This is a genomic window from Clavibacter sp. A6099 (assembly GCF_021919125.1).
Lineage (GTDB): Bacteria > Actinomycetota > Actinomycetes > Actinomycetales > Microbacteriaceae > Clavibacter > Clavibacter seminis.
Genome location: NZ_CP083439.1, coordinates 2,475,295 through 2,492,502 on the forward strand (window position 1 = coordinate 2,475,295; position 17,208 = coordinate 2,492,502).

Genomic DNA, 17,208 nt, shown 5'->3' on the forward strand with positions numbered 1-17,208 from the left:
ACGTTCCCTCCGCGCCTGGCAAACGTAGGCAGGGATGGTTAATCGCGGACGACCAGCTCGTGACGCGCCGGGGGACGGGCGACGGCCGGCGTCCCCCTCATGGGGGACGGGCGACGGAGACGGGTCAGCCGGTGGAGTCCGGCATGGGTCCCGTGCGCACCAACCGCTCGCGGCCCGAGGTGGTCTCGTCGGCCCGCGCGGACGACGACGAGCCGCTCACCTCGGGTCAGGGTGCGGACGCGGTCGCCGGACCGATGCGGCCTGCTGGGCGAGGGCGTGGTGGAGGGCACGGCGGTGGAGCTCCGATCTCGGGTGGAGCCCGAGACTAAGGAGCGGACGGAGCGGCGGGACGCGCGGCTCCACAGGGATCGGACGGACGCGCCCCCGGGTGGGGGCGCCCTTCAGCCGCGGGGCGGGGCGCCCGTTCAGGCGCGGGGCGGGACCGCCGGGTCGTCGGGATCCACGGTGCCGTCGGTGCCGTCGGCGTCGGCGGCCGCGGTGCCCGTCATGCGACGGTCGCGCTCGGGCGCGGCGTCGCGGGCGAGGTCGGCCTCGAGCTTCTCCGCCTCCAGCCGGCCGCGGATCTCCTCGCGGTAGCGGGTGCGGCGGATCCGTCGGGTCATGTCGACCATGAGCAGCAGCACCATGACGGCCACGAAGAAGATCGCGATGAAGCCGACCGGGCCGGGCGAGACGGTGTCCGGGTCGAACTCCGCGGAGGGCGTGGGGCTCGGGGTGGTGACCGCCGCGGCGACGCGCAGGACGATGTCGGCGCCCATCACGCGACGGCCGCCTGCTCGTCGTCGACGATGCCGGCGAAGAGGTCGTGCTCCTCGTCGGGCGCGGCGACGCGCGACTCCACGAGCTGGAAGTCCTCGAACGGCCAGGCCCGCTGCTGCAGGTCGCGCGGCCAGCGGAAGAACGAGCTGTCGGGCGCCACCTGGCTCGCGTGCGAGAGCAGGGCGCGGTCGCGGGCCTCGAAGTGGTCGGCGACGTGCACGTGCGTGGTCGCGAGGTCGGGACGGTCGCCCATCCAGCCGAGCATCTCGTCGACGGCCTCGAGCATCTCCGGAGCGGCGTCGCCGGCGACCAGGTGCTCGCGCACGGCGCGGAGCTTGGCGCCGTTGAAGATCCGGTCGAAGTAGAGCTTGGAGATCTCCCACGGCTCGCCCGCGTCGGGGTACGAGCCCGCGACGCCGGACTCGCGCCACGCCTCCATCGCGACCACGTGAGCCTGGATGTGGTCGGGGTGCGGGTAACCGCCGTTCTCGTCGTACGCCACGAGCACGTGCGGGCGGAACTCGCGCACCAGGCGGACCAGCGGCTCAGCCGAGACCTCTACCGGGATGCTCGCGAACGACGCGGGCGGCAGCGAGCCGTCCTCGCGGGCCATGCCCGAGTCGACGTAGCCGAGCCAGCGGTGCTGCACGCCCATGACGGCCTGCGCGCGCGCCATCTCGATGCGGCGGAGTCCCGGCAGGTCGCGCTCGGCCATCGCGCGCTCGGCGAGGCCCTCGTTGAGGATGTCGCCGGCCTCGCCGCCCGTGCAGCTGACGACCATGACCTCGGCGCCCTGGCGCGTGTAGTGGGCGTACGTCGCCGCGCCCTTGCTGGACTCGTCGTCGGGGTGGGCGTGCACGGCCATGAGGCGCAGGGTCACGGGGCTCCAAGGGTGGGGAAGGTAGTCTGGATCCCCAGAGTACAAGGTGCGTGTGAGGAGATCGCCGTGACGACCGAGTCCCGCTCCCCCGCCCCCGCGGCGCCGCACGCGGACGACGACGAGACCGTCGAGCACCGCGTCCCCGCCCCGCGCTCGACCGCCGCGCTCGACGAGCGGTACGGCCGCACCCGACCGGCGCGCATCCGCCAGCGCTGGCTCTACGGCACGGCCGGCGGCCTCGTCGCCCTGGTGTTCGGCGCGTGGGTGCTGTGGGCCGGGCTCGACCAGGCGTCGGGGAACATCGACGCCACCGACCGCGCCTTCGACATCGTCGACGACCGCACCATCGACGTCACCTTCTCCGTCGTCATGCCCGCCGGGACCCGGGCCTTCTGCGCGGTGCAGGCGCAGGACGAGCAGCGCTCCATCGTCGGCTGGAAGGTCGTCGAGCTGCCGGCCCAGGACGGGTTCGAGCGCATGGAGACGGTGCGCCTCCGCACCACCGGTCCCGCGGTGACCGGGTTGATCCACAGCTGCTGGCCCGCCTAGAGTGGGGGATTCGCCTCGACGGTTCCGTCGGGGCGTCCGTGCGAGTGCAAGGAGTCCATCGTGGCGCAGGAGCAGGCAGTCACCTGGCTGACCCAGGAGGCGTTCGACCGCCTCAGCAGGGAGCTCGACACCCTCAGCGTGCAGGGCCGCGAGGAGATCGCGAAGAAGATCGAGATCGCCCGCGAGGAGGGCGACCTCAAGGAGAACGGCGGCTACCACGCCGCCAAGGAGGAGCAGGGCAAGATCGAGGCCCGCATCCGCCAGCTCACGCAGCTGCTGCGGACGGCCGAGGTCGGCGACGCCCCCGAGAGCCACGGCGTCGTGGAGCCCGGCACGGTCGTCACCGCGCTCATCGCCGGCGACGAGACGAAGTTCCTGCTCGGCAACCGCGAGATCGCGGGCGACAGCGACCTCGACGTCTACAGCGAGCAGTCGCCGCTCGGCGCCGCCATCATCGGCTGGGAGGTCGGGCAGAAGGGCGCGTACACCGCGCCGAACGGCCGCGAGATCCCCGTCGAGATCCAGGCCGTGGAGAACTACACGCCCTAGGGCGAGGGGCACGAGGACCAGGGGCGCGGACCGCATGGTCCGCGCCCCTCGTCGCGTGCGCGCCGCTCAGTCGCGCTGGAGGCGCGGGTCGTAGCCCGCGTCGCGCAGGCGCTGGACGACCTCGCCCGTGTGCTCGGGTCCGCGCGTCTCGACGCTCACCTCGAGCTCGACCTCGCTGATCTGCAGGCCGCGGCCGTGGCGCGTGTGCAGCACCTCGACGACGTTCGCGTTCGCCTCGGAGATGATCTGCGAGGTGCGCGCGAGCTGGCCCGGGCGGTCGGGCAGCATGATCCGCAGCTTCACGTACCGGTCGCTCGCGGCGAGGCCGCGGCTGATGACGCGCTCCATCATGAGCGGGTCGATGTTGCCGCCGGAGAGGATCACGACGGTGCGGCCGGCGTCCGTCACGAGTCCCGCGAGGATCGCGGCGACGCCCACAGCACCCGCGGGCTCGACCACGAGCTTCGCGCGCTCGAGGAGCAGCAGCAGGGCGCGCGCGGTGTCGTCGTCCTCGACCGTGACGACCTCGTCGACGCTCTCGCGGATGATGTCGAAGTTCAGCAGGCCCGGCTTCGCGACCGCGATGCCGTCGGCGATGGTGGGCGTGATCTCGATCTCGGTCGCGCGTCCGGCGGCGAGGGACGGCGGGTAGGCGGCGGCGTTGCGCGCCTGGACGCCGATGACGCGGATCGTGCGGCCCTCCTCGGCGGCGCGCAGCTTGAGCGCGGTCGCGACGCCGGAGATGAGCCCGCCCCCGCCGATCGGCACGACGACCGTCTCCACGTCGGGCGTCTGGTCGAGGATCTCGAGGCCGAGCGTGGCCTGGCCCGTGATGACGTCTTCGTGGTCGAACGGCGGGATGAGCACGGCTCCCGTCTGCGCGGCGAACTCGGCGGCCGCGAGCAGCGGCTCGGCGACCGTGTGCCCGCGCAGGATGACCTCGGCGCCGTACTGGCGGGTGGCCTGGAGCTTGGGGAGCGCGACGCCGACCGGCATGAAGATCGTGGCCCGGATCCCGAGCTCGCGAGCGGCGAACGCCACGCCCTGCGCGTGGTTGCCGGCCGACGCGGCCACGACGCCGCGCGCCTTCTCCTCGTCGGTGAGGCGCGAGATGCGGTTGTACGCGCCGCGGATCTTGTACGAGCCGGTGCGCTGCAGGTTCTCGCACTTGAGGTGCACGGGGCTCCCGAGGATCTCCGCGAGGAACCGCGACGACTCCATCGGCGTCACCTCGGCGACGCGGCTGACGACCTCGCGGGCGGCCTCGATGCGCGCGAGCGTGGGCGCGGATCCGCGGGGCAGCTCCCCGGCGAGCGCCGCGGCCTCCTCCCCCAGCTGCGACGGGTCGAGCTCGTCGCCGACGGCGCGCAGGTGCGGCAGGTCGGCGTGCGGCGCGGCGGCAGCCTCTTCGGCGGGGGTCCGGGCGGGTGCGGCGTCGGTCATCGGGTGGGCTTCCTCGGGTTCGGGCGGCGGGTGGCGTGCGCGGCGTCGGCGGGGACCGCGGGAGGCGGCGGTTCGGGCTGCCCCCGCCACGCCCCGCTGGCGACGTGCTTGACCATGGAGTTGAGGGTCGCGACGAGCGGCACGGCGAAGAAGGTGCCCGCGATGCCGGCGACCATGCCGCCGGCCGCCACCGAGAGCACGACCGCGAGCGGGTGCACCTTGACGACCGAGCCCATGATGAGCGGCTGGAGGATGTGGCCCTCCACCTGCTGCACGAGGAGCACGATGCCGACCATGATGAGCGCCTGCGTCAGCCCGTTGTAGACGAGGGCGACGAACACGGCGAGCGTCCCCGTGACGACCGCGCCGACGATCGGGATGAAGGAGCCGAGGAACACGAGCACGCCGATGGGGATCGCGAGCGGCACCCCGATGATCGCGGCGCCCCCGGCGATGCCGACCGCGTCGATGAGGGCGACGAGCACCTGCACCTTCACGAAGTTCTGCAGCGTGCTCCAGCCGGCCCTGCCCGCGCCGTCGACCGCGGGACGCGCGAGCCGCGGGAAGAGGCGCACGACCCAGCGCCACATGCCCGCGCCGTCGATGAGGATGAAGAGGGTCGAGAAGAGCACCAGCAGCACGCCCGTGAGCACGTGGCCGAGCGACGAGGTGACGGACAGCGCGCCGCTGAGGAGCGCGCCCGCATCCCGCTGCACGGCGTCGACCGCCTGCGCGTAGGCGTCGTTGAGCTGCTGCTCGGACAGCTGGAGCGGCCCGTCGGTGAGGAAGCCGCGGAGGTCGGCGTAGCGGGTGAGGGTCTGCGCGCGGAGGGAGTCGTACTGGCCGATGATCTGCGTCGTCACGAGGTAGACCAGGGCGGCCACCGCGACGATCACGCCGATCTCGGAGATCGCGACGGCCAGCCACTTGGGCACGTGGTGGCGCTGCATCCAGTTCGAGATGGGGACGAGCAGGGCAGCCAGCACGATGGCGAGGAACAGCGGGATGACCACGTACTCCAGCTGGATCACGAGCCACGCCACGACCCCGAGCACGCCGAGGATGAGGAGCAGCCGCCAGGCCCACGCGCCCGCGATGACCATCCCGGGCGGCACCGCCTCGGCGACGGTGCGTGCGACGGGCTGGACGGTGTCGATGTCGGGCTCGGCGGGCCGCTCGGCCGCGCGGGCGGCCGCCGCGGCGCGCGCACGGGATCGCTGGCCGAAGATCATGCTGGGAGTCTAGGACGGGGCTCCCGTGCGGCCGCTCCCCGCCGGGCCGGTGCCGGCCGGTCCCCGCCGCCCGGTCGGGGGTCGCCGCTAGCGTCGCACCATGGCCGACACCGTCTCCCCCGCCCTCGCCCGCCGCGTGGCCCTGGGGGCGCAGGGGCTCGGCCGGCCGCATCCGGGAGCCGCAGGCACGCGGCGCCTCGCTGCGGAGATCCGGCGTCTCGGGCTGCTGCAGATCGACTCCGTCAACGTCTTCGAGCGCAGCCACCACCTGCCGATGCTCGCCCGGGTCGGGCCCTACGACCGGGCCGCGCTCGACCGGATGCTGTTCGGCGGCGGCGGCGCGTACACCGAGTACTGGGCGCACCAGGCGGCCGTGCTGCCCGTCGACGACCTGCCGTTGTACCGCTGGCGGATGGAGGCGGAGCGGGCCAGGCGGACGCGCCCCGGCTCGTGGGCATCCGAGCACCTGCCGCTGATCGCCGAGGTCCGGGCCGAGCTCGCCCGCACCGGTCCGGTGCCCGCGAGCGCGATCGAGCACGAGTCCAACGTCCGCACGGGACCGTGGTGGGGCTGGTCGGACGTGAAGCGCGCGCTCGAGGCGATGTTCGCGTGGGGCGAGATCGCGAGCGCCGGACGCCGCGGGTTCGAGCGGGTGTACGGGCTCGCGGAGGACGTGCTGCCCGCCGACGTCCTCGCGCGCGCGGTGCCCGAGGAGGACGCCGTGCGCGAGCTCGTGCGCCGCGCCGCCGTCGCGCACGGCATCGGCACGGCCGCCGACCTGGGCGACTACCACCGTCTGTCCCGCGCCGCGACCGACCGCGCGCTCCGCGACCTCGCCGACGCGGACGAGGTCCTGCCCGTCACCGTGCCCGGCTGGGAGGTGCGCGGGAAGCCGCTGCCCGTGTGGCTGCACCGGGATGCGCGACTGCCCCGGCGGATCCGCGGCGAGGCCCTGCTCTCCCCCTTCGACCCCGTCGTGTGGTTCCGCGACCGGGCGCTCCGCCTCTTCGACCTGCACTACCGGATCGAGATCTACACGCCGGCGGCGCAGCGCGTGCACGGCTACTACGTGCTGCCGGTGCTGGTGGACGACGAGATCGTCGCCCGGGTGGACCTCAAGAGCGACCGGCAGGCGGGCGTGCTGCGCGTGCAGGCGTCGTGGATCGAGGGGCGGCACGATCCCGCGACGGTCGCCGAGCGCATCGCGCCGCTGCTCGAGCGGGCCGCCGCGTGGCAGGGGCTCGACGTCGTCGGTGTCGTCGACCGCGGCACGCTCGCCGCCTCGCTGCGGGCGCACCTGCCCGCTGCAGCTGCCACCTCGGAGGAGACGCCGTGACCGACTCGCCCACGACCCATGCGCTCGGCCGGATCGACGTCGTCATCCTGGAGGACGCTCCGGCACTCAGCCGCGACGTGCCGCTCGACATCGAGGCGGTGCAGGCGGCCTGGCCGGTCTTCGAGGCGGGCTTCGACTCCCTGCGCGGACGACGGATGATGGGGCTCGTGCTCGCCGCGGACCACGTGTACCGCATGGCGTCGGTCCGGCTCGAGCGCGACGGCGAGGCCCCCGCGGACCTGGACGAGACGGTCGTCCCCGGCGGCTCCTACCTCCGGCTGAGGCTGCGCGGGAGCGCCCCGGAGATCTACGAGGACATCGGCCCCGCCTTCGACGTGCTGTTCGGCCTGGCGGACCACGACCCGGATCGACCCCACATCGAGCGGTACCGCCGGGCGGGCGAGATCGACTGCCTCGTGCCGATCCGCTCCACGAGCCAGCCGGCGGTGTGAGGCGGCGCCGTGAGGCGGCGCCGCTAGAACTGGACGCGGGGCGGCTCGGCGATGGACGCGAGGCTGGAGACCTCGTAGAAGTCCCGCTCGCCGAAGCCGAGCCCACGGACGAAGAGCGTGTTCGGGAACTGCGTGATCTTCGTGTTGAGCTCGCGCACGCCGCCGTTGTAGAAGCGGCGGGACGCCTGGATCCGGTCCTCGGTGTCCACGAGCTCGCCCTGCAGCTGCAGGAAGGTCTGGCTCGTCTGCAGCTGCGGGTAGGCCTCGGCGACCGCGAAGAGGGACTTCATCGCGCCCTGCAGGTGCTCCTCGGCGGTGCTCGCCTCCGCGGGGCTCGCGGCGCTGATCGTCTCGGTGCGCGCGGAGGCCACCTTCTCGAAGACCTTCTGCTCGTGGTTCGCGTAGCCCTTGACCGACTCGATGATGGTCGGCAGCAGGTCCGCGCGCCTCTTCAGCTGCACCGTGATGTCGCTCCACGCCTCGTCCACGCGGACGTTGAGGGTGACGAGGGCGTTGTACGTGGCCCAGAGGTAGATGCCGACGAGAACTGCCAGGAGCACGACGACTCCGAGCGCGATCCACAATTCCATGCTCAGGATCCTACGCGCGGGCCTGGGGAGGACCCGGGGGATCCGCGGCCCGCGCACCCGTTCTGGGGGCGTCGCCGGGCCCCGCGCCCGGACCCGGCGTCAGCCGCGCTCGCGCAGGGTGTCGCGGAGGAAGCGGTACGAGGAGCGGGGCGTGCGGTCGCCGGTGCGCGGATCCACGTGGACGAGGCCGCGCGGATGGGCGCGTCCCGCCTCCCACTCGAACCCGTCGAGGAGGCTGCCCGCGATGACGGCCTCGAGCCGCACGCCCTCCGCCGCTCCCCCGGGCGCGACGGCGGCGATCGCCTGCACGAGGTGGTCGGAGATCGCGTGGGCCCGGCGCGGATCCCGGCGGGAGCCGTCGCGGTCGTCGACCTGCTCGGGGTGCGCGGCGTCGAGGCCCGAGAGCACGACGGGCGGCAGGGCGTCGCCGTAGCGCGCGCGGAGGTCGGCGAGGACGGCGGGCACGAGGTCGGGGGCGACGGGGTGGCCGTCGAGGGAGGCGGGGTGGTCGGTCCAGGGCAGCTCGGCGAACGGGATCGCGGTGGATCCGGTGACGAGTCGCGGCACGGCGGCCACGCGGATCGGGTCGGCGAGCGCGACGCCGTAGTGGTCGAGCGGCTCGCCGATGACGCGGAGGTCGGCGGGGTCCACGCGCCCGAGCCGCTCGAAGGCCTCGGCGTGCGGCCCGCCGAGGTCCGGGTAGCGGCCGAGGAGCACGGCGTCGGCGAAGAGGTCCTGGTGCAGGGCGCGCGCCACGGCGGCGGCGGCGCGGTCGTCGTCGTCCGCGGAGGCGGCCTCGACGACGCGGTGGGCGTTCACGATGCCGACGCGGGCTGCGGAGCGCGAGCCGCGGATCGCCTCGACGGCGAGCCCGTGGGCGAGCAGCTGGTGGTGCACGGTGGGGAGCGCGTCGAGGCCGAGGCGGGAGCCGGGCGCGTGCGTGCCCGTGACGTGGCCGGCCATCGTCGTGAGCCCGGGCGTCCGGAGCGTGACCCAGTCGGGCACGCGGTCGGCGAGCGCCTCCGCGGCGAGGTACGCGAGGTCGCCGAAGCGGAGCGCGGTGTCGCGGTGGAGCCAGCCGCCGCGATCCTGCAGCTCGACGGGCAGGTCGTGGTCGTGCAGTGCGGCGCGCGGACGGATCCCCGCGGCCAGCAGGGCGTCGACCAGCTCGTCGTAGAACGCGATGCCCTCGCGGCGGAGGCCCCCGCGCGCCTCGGGTTGGAGCCTCGACCAGGAGAGGGAGAAGGAGAGGACGTCGACGCCGAGCTCGGTCGCGAGCGGGACGTCCTCCCGGTACCTCTCCATGTGCCGGGCCCCGCGCTCCGGGTCGCTGCCGTCGGCCACCGCGCCGGGCAGCCGCGAGAACGCGTCCCACACGGACTCGGTGCGGCCGCCCTCGTGCGCGCGGCCCTCGACCTTGGTCGCGCTCGTGCTCACCCCGATGCGCGGGCCGCCCGCGAGCAGACCCGCCAGCTCGGTCGGCGTCGGGCGGTCGGGGGCGGCGTCGCGAGGGGTCACGTGAGCCAGTATCGGGCACCGGCGACGCACACCCCGCGCACCGGCGCCGGGCACGCGGCGCACAGGTTCCCGTACCACTTCCGTCACGGTCGGTGCGTGCGGTTGACACGCCCGGATGCACCCGCCTGAATGGACGCACGGTGCAGCGACTGGCGAGGAACGAGGGTCGTCCGTCCACGGGGGGTGGAGCGGGCGGCGTCCGTCGATCCCGGCAGCGGCTCGCCCGCACGGCCTCGGTGCTCCTGCTGCTCGCGGCGCTCACCGCCGGCGGCGCGGTCGCCGCCTCCGCCGCCACCGACACCCCGACCCCCACGCCGAGCCCGATCCCCTCCGGCGCGCCGGCACCCGCCCCGACGGTGGAGACGCCGCCCTTCTCCACCGACGGCGCCATCGCGGTCACCGGCACCCGGCCCGCGGGCGCCGACGTGCAGGTCACCATCGCGAGCGTGCCCGCCGCCGTCACGCTCACCTCGTCCACCACCTGGCGCGCGACCGCGACCGGCGTCCCGGACGGGCAGAGCCAGGTGCGCGTCAGCGCGGGAGGGCAGGAGGCCGCCGCCACGGCATCCGTCCTGCGCGCCCCCGGCGTCAACAGCTTCTCGGTCGTGACCACCGGGCTCGTCAGCGGCACCGGCTACCCGGGCGCCATCGTCGACGCGCGCTCGGGATCCGCCGCCTGCCGCGCCACCGTCGGCGCCTCGAGCACGTGGGCATGCCTCCTCTCCCCTCCGCCGCCCTCCGGCACCGGCATCCCGGTCACCGCGACGCAGACCACGCCGTGGAGCTCGGGCACGCCCGCCGTCGGACGCGGCACGGGCAGCTTCGACACGACGGCCCCCGGCGCCGCGGTCATCACGGCCCCTGCGGCGGGAGCGACGGTCGAGGCGACGGGGATCACGATCTCCGGCACCTCCGACGAGGACGGCGCCCTGGTGCGCGCCTACCTGTCGGGCTACGGCGACGCCGCCTGCCAGGCGCAGGTCGCCGGCGGTCGCTGGTCGTGCACCACCGGCACGCTGCCGCCCGGGCCGCTCGGGATCACGGCGACGGTCACGGATCCGCTCGGCAACATCAGCACGCTGGCCCCAGAGGTCGACGTCACGGTCGCGACTCCCGCCTCCTCGCCCACCCCGGGCGCGACCACGCCCCCCGCGAGCCCCACTCCCGAGGCGACCAGCTCGCCCGAGGGCACGCAGGCGGCTCCCGCGCCCGGATCCGGCTCCGGTCCCGGCGGCGAGGACGGCGGCGGCGGCGGGGCGACCGGGACCGCGCCCGGACCGGATGGCGCTCCCGGATCCGGATCCGCGCCCTCCGCCGCCGCGCCCGGCACCTGGAACGCGCCCACGCGCTTCGGCACATCGCTCCAGCCGCTGCCCGCGGCGTTCACCGACGGCCGCGGCCTCCTCCCGCTCCTCCTCGCGCTCGGCGCCGTGCTGCTCGTGACCCTCCCCGCCCTCCTCCTCCGTGGGGCGCTCATCGCGCGCTTCGGCGGCCGCCACCGCGCGGCGGAGGACGTGACTCCGCTGCGGATCATCGTGCGCGGCGACGCCGGCGCCCTCACGACCCGGGCCGCGGCCGCCGCCTTCACCGACTCGACCGCGACGACCGGCCAGCTGCGCATCGTGCCGGGCCGGCTCGACTCCGCCCCCATCCCCGTGCCCGCCCGTCGCGAGCCAGCGCCGACGCTCCTCGGAGCGCGACCCGTCCGCGAGCCCGGCCGCGCCGGCCGCTGGAGCGCCGCCGCGGCGGCCCTCGCCCTCGCCGCCGCGCTGGCCGCGCTCTCGCTGCCCGTGGGATCCGACCCCAACGCCGTCCGCCTCTTCCTCGCCGCCCTCGTGGGCCTCGCCGTCGTCAACGGCGTCGGCGTGGTCGCCATCGCCGCGGTGGCCGGACGCGTCGGCGCCGGCCCCGCCCGCGTGCGCGCCGTGCCCGCCCTGCTCGTCCTGTCGGCGACGGCCGTGCTCGCGTCTCGGGCGTTCGGGCTGGCCCCGCCCGTCGTCATCGGCCAGGTCCTCGGCCTCGTCGCCGACGACCGCGACGACCGGTCGCGCGCTCGCCTCGCGCTGGTGCAGTCGGGGTCGCTCGCGACGCTGGGCCTCGTGGCCTGGATCCTCTACGGCTTCGTCCCCGCCGACGGCGCCATGTGGCCGCAGCTGGCGAACGAGCTGCTCAGCGTGGTCACGCTCGCCTCCCTCAGCTCCGCAGCACTCGCGCTCGCGCCCGTCTCCCTCGTGCTCGGCCGCTCGCTGCTGCTGCGCTCCCTGCCGCTCTGGGCCGTCGTCAGCGTCGCCGTGCTCACGCTCGCGTTCGCGGCGGTCGCCACGACCGCGAGCGGCGTGCCAGCCGAGGTCTGGATCACCGCCCTCGTCGTCGCCGGCGCGTTCGCCGCGGTGAGCGTCGCCGTGTGGCTCTGGATCCGCGTGGTCGAGCCCTCGCTCCAGCGCCCGTAGCACCCGTCCCCCGCCGCTGTCCGGCTCCCGCGCCGCGTCTGGTGCGGATCGACGGCCGGGGCCACACTGGGTCCGTCGCCGGCTCCGGCGGCCTCGACCCGGCCCGCGCGGCCCCGACGGCAGGAGTCCTGCATGAGCACATCGAGCACATCCCTCTGGGCGGCGCTCACGCGGCGGAAGCCCGTGGAGACGATCGAGGCGGAACCCGGCGCGGCGATCGAGGAGGGCGGCCTCACCCGCTCGCTCGGCCTCTGGCAGCTCACGGCGATCGGCGTGGGCGGCATCATCGGCACCGGCATCTTCACGCTCGCGGGCACGGTCGCCAACCAGACCGCCGGTCCCGCGGTCCTCATCTCGTTCCTCATCGCCGGCATCGCGAGCGCGGCGGCCGCCCTCTCGTACGCGGAGTTCGCGGGCATGATCCCGAAGGCCGGATCCGCCTACACCTACGGCTACGCGGCGCTCGGCGAGATCGTCGGCTGGTTCATCGGCTGGGACCTGCTGCTGGAGTACACCGCCATCGTCGGCGTGGTCGCCATCGGCGTCTCCGGGTACGCCGGCTTCCTCCTCGACCAGTTCGGCGTCGACCTGCCCGCGTGGATGCTCGGCGCCGCCGGCACGGGCGACGGCCACGTGGTCGACCTCTTCGCCGTGATCCTCTGCCTCGGCACCGCCTTCGTCCTCACCCGCGGCATGAAGAGCGTCGGCCGCTTCGAGCTCTACCTCGTGGGCCTCAAGGTGACGCTCGTGCTCGTGATCGTCGTCATCGGCTTCACGCAGATCACCGGCGCCAACTACCAGCCGTACTTCCCGTTCGGCGCGGCCGGCGTCTTCACGGGCGCCGCCACCGTCTTCTTCGCGGTGTTCGGCTACGACGCGATGAGCACCGCGGCCGAGGAGTCGAAGGACGCGACCAAGCACATGCCGAAGGCGATCCTGCTGTCGCTCGCGATCGCGATGGTGCTCTACGTGCTCGCGACCATCGTGCTCACGGGCATGCAGAAGTACAGCGACATCAACCCGGAGAGCGGCTTCGCGACCGCGTTCGAGTCCGTGGGCCTGCCCGCCGTGGCGAACGTGGTGGCGGTCGGCGCGATCGTCAGCGTCGTCACCGTGATGCTCACGTTCATGCTCGGCGCCAGCCGGGTGTGGTTCTCGATGAGCCGCGACGGCCTGCTGCCGAAGTGGTTCGCCGTCACCGACCGGAAGCGCAACGTGCCGACGCGCGTGACGTGGATCATCGGCATCGGCTCCGCCCTGTTCGCGGGCTTCCTGCCCATCACCGTGGTGGCGGAGCTGACGAACATCGGGATCCTGCTGGCGTTCGTGGTGGTGTGCGCGGCCGTGATCGTGCTGCGCTACAAGCGCCCGGAGATCCCGCGGGCGTTCCGGCTGCCGCTCATGCCCGTGGTGCCGATCATCGGCATCGGCTTCTCGCTCTGGCTCGTCTCGTCGCTGCCGTGGGAGACGTGGGTGCGGTTCGCGGTGTGGCTCGTCATCGGCCTCGTGATCTACCTCACCTACTCGCGCCGCAACTCGGTGCTCGCGCCGGACAGCCCGCGCAACCGGCGCTGACCGGTCGCTCCCCCACCGGAGTCCCCCGCACTTGCGACAGGGGCGCCGCCCCCCCCGCGAGGGGGGCGGCGCCCCTGCTGCATGTCGCCTGCTGGCTAGTTCGCGCCGCTGGTGTTGATGCCGCCGTTGACGCCGTTGGGGTAGAACCCGCCCTTCGTCACGGCCTTGTTGTTCAGGTACACGATGTTGAGGACCTGACCCGTGGTGCGGCTGAACGCGATGCCGTTCGCGTCGGTCGGCACGAGGTTCGCGCCGCCCGAGATCGTGATGCCCTGGTCGAGGTCCGTGGACCCGTCGAGGGAGTCGCGGGCGTTCGAGATCGCGTTCGTGGGAGCCGCGAGGCCCTTCGCGAACAGCGACGTGCGGATGATGCCCGCGTGGTAGGCCTCGACCGCGAGGATGCCGGCGGCCGCCTCGAGGTAGGTCTTGTTCGTGATGAGCGGGGCCGCGCCCTTGTAGGCGGTGACTCCGACGTCCTCGAACACGAACGACGCGAGCAGGAAGTTCTCGTCGCTCGCGAACGCGTCGAACTTCTCGCCCGCCTTGATGAGGCCGGCAGCCTGGGCCGCGGCGGAGAAGGCCGCGTCCAGGTCGATCGCGGGACGCGCGACCTTCGCCGAGCCGAGCGCAGAGCGCAGGAACTTGACGTGGGCCTTCTCGTCCTGGGCGATCTCGCGGGCGTACTCGCGGATGGCGCGGTCCTTGAACTGCACCTGGCGACCGCCCGTGACGCCGCCGGCCGTGCCGACGCCGGAGATGTCGTTCGGGACGAGGCCCGCACCCGTGGAGGCGCGCAGGTAGAACTCGGCCTCGAGGTACTCGAGGTTCAGCGCGAAGTTGAGGACGGCGAGGTCGGTCGCCTGGCCGGAGTCGGCCTCGGCCTGGGCGTCGGCCGCCTGGGCTCCGGTCGCGGGGATGAGGGCCGCGGCGCCGACGCCGAGTCCCGCGACGCCCGCGGCGCTGAAGAAGCGACGACGGTCCAGCGGCGACTGCGCGCTCCGGTCGATGGCCTGGGTGATGAACTTCTTGTCGAACATGGATTGAGCTCCCTTGATCGGCGCGTCCGTATCCCAGATACCGAGCGCGTGGTGGTTCGAACGCTAAACGGGTGGTTGGCATCCGGATAGGGGCGCGATGCACTGTTTCGCCGGATGTCACGAACCCTTCGGAACGCGGCTCTCCGCGGATTGGCCCGGGAGGCGGCGGATCTCGGGGAGCCGGATCAGGTCGGGATGACCTTGAACAGGAACTTGCGCTTGACCATGAACCAGATCACCGCGAGCACGAGGGTGTGGATAGCTGTCCCCTGCCAGAAATTGGACCTGTCGAGGAACGGCAGGCTGCCCACCAGCAGCACGAAGAACACGTGGACGATGAACACGTAGAGGCTCGCGGATCCGAGCGGCGTGTAGAACCAGCCGAACGCGCGGTCCACGGGCTTCCACACTCGGGTGAGGAACGTGTACGCGACCACGAGCATCAGCGCGAGGTCGATGAGGCGGCCGGGCTGGAGGAACGTGCGCTGGTACATGGACTCGTACAGCGACGAGTAGAGGCCGTCGGGCACGCCGGGGATCGCGACGCCGAACGTGTGCCCGGCCCAGAGGACCGCGAGCCCGCCCGTGTAGGCGACCAGCAGGATCGTCACGAGCACGCGGCCGACGCGGCCGGTGAGGGCGCGCGTGATCTGCCTGCGGTAGTAGCCGATCACCATGCCGTTGAGGAACGCGACCTGCCAGGTGAGCAGCGGGAACACGTCCTCGAACATGGACGGCAGCACGCGGATGTCGAACTGCGCGTTGAGCACGTACGCGGCCCAGCTGACGATGAGCACGACCCACCACATGCGGCGGCGGAGCAGCCACACGATCGCGGGGACGAGCAGGGTGAGCACCACGAACAGGCCCATGATGTTGAACACCCACGGACCCATGCGGATCAGCAGCAGGTCGCGGATCGCGTACCAGGGCGGCGGGTAGTCGAGCAGGCGCGCGCCGTTCGGGTAGAGGTCGTAGACCTGACCCGTCGTGACCTTGCCGTCGGCGCCCGTGCCGCGGTCGGTGAACGTGGTGATGACGTCGGTGTTCAGGAACGGCACGAACGTGAGCGCGAAGACGATGACGACCACCGCGATCGCCACGATGTACTGCTTGAAGGCTCGCCGGAGGATCGAGACGAGCGCCTTCGCCTCGCCGAACTTCTTCACCGCCATCGGGTAGACCATGCCGAGCACCAGGCCGGAGAGCAGCACGAACATCTCGGCGCCCGTGATGGCGCCGATCGCGTTGATGCTGACGAAGGAGTACGGGCTCGCCACCTCGATGTGCGTGACGACCACGACGACGATGATCCAGCCGCGGAAGAGGTCCAGGCGGCGGTCGCGAGGCGAGTTCTCGTCGGGGTAGCGCCAGCCGGGCTTGAGCCGCCCGATGGGGCCGGAGATCGCGAACAGCAGCAGGAGCACGACCGCGCAGAGCACGATCCAGCCCATCTGCTCGTCCTCCGGCGATCCCGGGTCGCGGTACTGCGCGGTCGCGACGTTGGCGCGCTCCTGGTCGAAGACCTGCGTGACGGCGCCGAGGGTGGCGGTCGCCGGATCCAGGTGCGCGAGCAGGGCGGACGCGATGGCAGGAGCCCCCGTGGCCCGCCAGTCGATGACCGCGCCGTCGGCCTCCGCCTCCGTGCGCTGGACCTCGCGCCACACCACCATGCCGATGCCGGGGTGGGCGGCCCGGATGTCGGCGGAGAGCACCTGGTCCCACCACGCGCTCTTGATGTCGATCTCGCTCGCGCCGTCGGTGCGGGCCGGGTCGTAGAGGGCGCCCGTCTCGATGACGGCGGGCTTGCCGGTGCCCTCGATCCACTCGGCCGCGAAGTCGCGCCCGGCGCCGCCCTGGTCGGCGTACCCGTACTGGCCGGCGAGCTCGCGGGCGAACTTGCCGTCCTCGGGCACCACGTTCTTGCCGAACTCCTGCTGCGGGATCACCTCGCTGCCCAGGTAGTCCCGCGTGGGCTGCCCGATCGTGAAGTCCTGCTCCGCGCCGAAGTGCGACGCGGACAGCCCGACCCAGTCGACGGCCTCGTCGCCCGGGTAGTAGGGCCGGTAGGCGTCGTCGTCCACGTCGACGCGGCCGTTGCCGTCGGTGTCGAGCTCCGCGATGGACCGGGTGCCGGACGCGTCCGTGAGCCCGTCGGCGGATCCGAACGGGTAGCCGGCCGCGTACGCGGGCGACCACACGGTGACGGCGCCCGCGTCGGATGCGTGCACGGCGTCGGCCACCTGGCGGAACGCGGTGACGTACGCGGTGGGCTGCTGGCCCCACGGGGTCCACGAGCCGTTCATCTCGGGGGCGAACCGCACGAGCGCGCGGGAGTCGTAGCGCTCGCGCAGCGCCTCGAGCCGGCCCATGAGCGCGGTCGCGTCCGCCGCGGTCAGGTCGGCGAGCGGCTTCGTCGGCTCGAGCGTGAGGAAGAGGAGCGATCCCTGCTGCGCGGCCTGCTGCGCGAACTGGTCGAGGTAGGTGACGTCGTCGGATCCGAGCGGGTAGCGCACCGACTGGCCGAGCACCGCCGGGGTCGCGCCGAGGCGGTCGGCGTAGCTCTGCGCATCGTCGGCGGTCCAGTCGATGATGCCGCCGAACCACGGCGCGGCGGGCGCGCGGGTGAGGTCGACCTCGTCCGCGGGTGCCGCGGGCGCGGCCGCCCGGGGCGATGCAGCCCGCGGCTCGGCAGGCGCCGCAGGCACGGCGAGCGCCGCCGTCGCCGGGACGACCGCGATGGCGAGCGCCACCATGGCCGCGACCCAGCCGCCGAACCGTCCCCGCGTGCGCCCGCCCCCGCGTGCACGCATCCCC

The 17,208-nt window shown here is 73.6% G+C and carries 14 protein-coding genes; 6 read left to right on the forward strand and 8 right to left on the reverse strand.

Annotated elements, in window-relative coordinates; translation table 11 throughout:
• Nucleotides 1–425: 425 nt before the first annotated feature.
• Together KYT88_RS11660 and mca are read right to left on the reverse strand one after the other, a co-directional pair.
• Complete coding sequence (locus KYT88_RS11660; protein WP_043588623.1) at nt 426–779, reverse strand: hypothetical protein; 354 nt, start codon at nt 777–779, stop codon at nt 426–428.
• Nucleotides 779–1,660: a mycothiol conjugate amidase Mca gene (gene mca / locus KYT88_RS11665; protein WP_237583658.1), complete on the reverse strand. Its 882-nt coding sequence runs from the start codon at nt 1,658–1,660 to the stop codon at nt 779–781. Before mca ends, KYT88_RS11660 begins: the two co-directional genes overlap by 1 nt.
• Before the next feature lie 66 nt (nt 1,661–1,726).
• Here mca and KYT88_RS11670 point away from each other — a divergent pair, with 66 nt between their 5' ends.
• Both KYT88_RS11670 and greA read left to right on the forward strand, forming a co-directional pair.
• Nucleotides 1,727–2,209, forward strand: a complete 483-nt coding sequence (locus KYT88_RS11670) for a DUF4307 domain-containing protein (RefSeq protein ID WP_043588625.1) — start codon at nt 1,727–1,729, stop codon at nt 2,207–2,209.
• Nucleotides 2,210–2,269: 60 nt separating this feature from the next.
• Complete coding sequence (gene greA, locus KYT88_RS11675; RefSeq protein ID WP_012299701.1) at nt 2,270–2,758, forward strand: transcription elongation factor GreA; 489 nt, start codon at nt 2,270–2,272, stop codon at nt 2,756–2,758.
• A gap of 66 nt (nt 2,759–2,824) precedes the next feature.
• Here greA and ilvA read toward each other — a convergent pair whose 3' ends face one another.
• Both ilvA and KYT88_RS11685 read right to left on the reverse strand, forming a co-directional pair.
• Nucleotides 2,825–4,201 (reverse strand): threonine ammonia-lyase, encoded by a 1,377-nt coding sequence (gene ilvA / locus KYT88_RS11680; RefSeq protein ID WP_081841013.1) that lies wholly within the window; start codon nt 4,199–4,201, stop codon nt 2,825–2,827.
• Entirely contained in the window at nt 4,198–5,433 is a 1,236-nt protein-coding gene (locus KYT88_RS11685) for an AI-2E family transporter (RefSeq protein ID WP_043588628.1), read from the reverse strand. Before KYT88_RS11685 ends, ilvA begins: the two co-directional genes overlap by 4 nt.
• Before the next feature lie 100 nt (nt 5,434–5,533).
• Here KYT88_RS11685 and KYT88_RS11690 point away from each other — a divergent pair, with 100 nt between their 5' ends.
• Nucleotides 5,534–6,769, forward strand: coding sequence for a winged helix-turn-helix domain-containing protein (locus KYT88_RS11690; protein WP_043588631.1), 1,236 nt, complete (start codon nt 5,534–5,536; stop codon nt 6,767–6,769).
• On the forward strand, nt 6,766–7,221 hold the full coding sequence (locus KYT88_RS11695) for a hypothetical protein (RefSeq protein ID WP_043588633.1): 456 nt from the start codon (nt 6,766–6,768) through the stop codon (nt 7,219–7,221). Before KYT88_RS11690 ends, KYT88_RS11695 begins: the two co-directional genes overlap by 4 nt.
• Before the next feature lie 23 nt (nt 7,222–7,244).
• On the opposite strand, the gene KYT88_RS11700 is transcribed toward KYT88_RS11695, so the two are convergent.
• Together KYT88_RS11700 and KYT88_RS11705 are read right to left on the reverse strand one after the other, a co-directional pair.
• Entirely contained in the window at nt 7,245–7,811 is a 567-nt protein-coding gene (locus tag KYT88_RS11700) for a LemA family protein (protein ID WP_043588635.1), read from the reverse strand.
• A gap of 99 nt (nt 7,812–7,910) precedes the next feature.
• Nucleotides 7,911–9,329, reverse strand: coding sequence for a glycoside hydrolase family 1 protein (locus tag KYT88_RS11705; protein ID WP_043588638.1), 1,419 nt, complete (start codon nt 9,327–9,329; stop codon nt 7,911–7,913).
• A 236-nt stretch (nt 9,330–9,565) separates the two neighbouring features.
• On the opposite strand from KYT88_RS11705, the gene KYT88_RS11710 reads away from it, so the two are divergent.
• Nucleotides 9,566–11,779, forward strand: a complete 2,214-nt coding sequence (locus tag KYT88_RS11710) for a hypothetical protein (protein ID WP_237583659.1) — start codon at nt 9,566–9,568, stop codon at nt 11,777–11,779.
• Between the two features lie 132 nt (nt 11,780–11,911).
• Nucleotides 11,912–13,354 (forward strand): amino acid permease, encoded by a 1,443-nt coding sequence (locus KYT88_RS11715; RefSeq protein ID WP_043588641.1) that lies wholly within the window; start codon nt 11,912–11,914, stop codon nt 13,352–13,354.
• A 95-nt stretch (nt 13,355–13,449) separates the two neighbouring features.
• Here the strand turns inward: KYT88_RS11715 and KYT88_RS11720 are convergent, their stop codons facing one another.
• Both KYT88_RS11720 and opgC read right to left on the reverse strand, forming a co-directional pair.
• A complete protein-coding gene (locus tag KYT88_RS11720) occupies nt 13,450–14,391 on the reverse strand; it encodes a ferritin-like domain-containing protein (RefSeq protein ID WP_043588643.1) in 942 nt (313 codons plus the stop codon).
• Nucleotides 14,392–14,576: 185 nt separating this feature from the next.
• Nucleotides 14,577–17,147 carry an OpgC domain-containing protein gene (opgC, locus tag KYT88_RS11725; protein WP_043588723.1) on the reverse strand — a complete coding sequence of 857 codons (2,571 nt, stop codon included), beginning with the start codon at nt 17,145–17,147 and terminating at the stop codon, nt 14,577–14,579.
• Nucleotides 17,148–17,208: the final 61 nt, after the last annotated feature.

Bases quoted from the DNA above. Each gene is read 5' to 3' on its own strand.
- KYT88_RS11660 (WP_043588623.1), bottom strand. From the start codon at position 779: ATGGGCGCCGACATCGTCCTGCGCGTCGCCGCGGCGGTCACCACCCCG.
- ilvA (WP_081841013.1), bottom strand. From the start codon at position 4,201: ATGACCGACGCCGCACCCGCCCGGACCCCCGCCGAAGAGGCTGCCGCC.
- KYT88_RS11685 (WP_043588628.1), bottom strand. From the start codon at position 5,433: ATGATCTTCGGCCAGCGATCCCGTGCGCGCGCCGCGGCGGCCGCCCGC.
- KYT88_RS11690 (WP_043588631.1), top strand. From the start codon at position 5,534: ATGGCCGACACCGTCTCCCCCGCCCTCGCCCGCCGCGTGGCCCTGGGG.
- KYT88_RS11700 (WP_043588635.1), bottom strand. From the start codon at position 7,811: ATGGAATTGTGGATCGCGCTCGGAGTCGTCGTGCTCCTGGCAGTTCTC.
- KYT88_RS11715 (WP_043588641.1), top strand. From the start codon at position 11,912: ATGAGCACATCGAGCACATCCCTCTGGGCGGCGCTCACGCGGCGGAAG.
- KYT88_RS11720 (WP_043588643.1), bottom strand. From the start codon at position 14,391: ATGTTCGACAAGAAGTTCATCACCCAGGCCATCGACCGGAGCGCGCAG.
- opgC (WP_043588723.1), bottom strand. From the start codon at position 17,147: ATGGTGGCGCTCGCCATCGCGGTCGTCCCGGCGACGGCGGCGCTCGCC.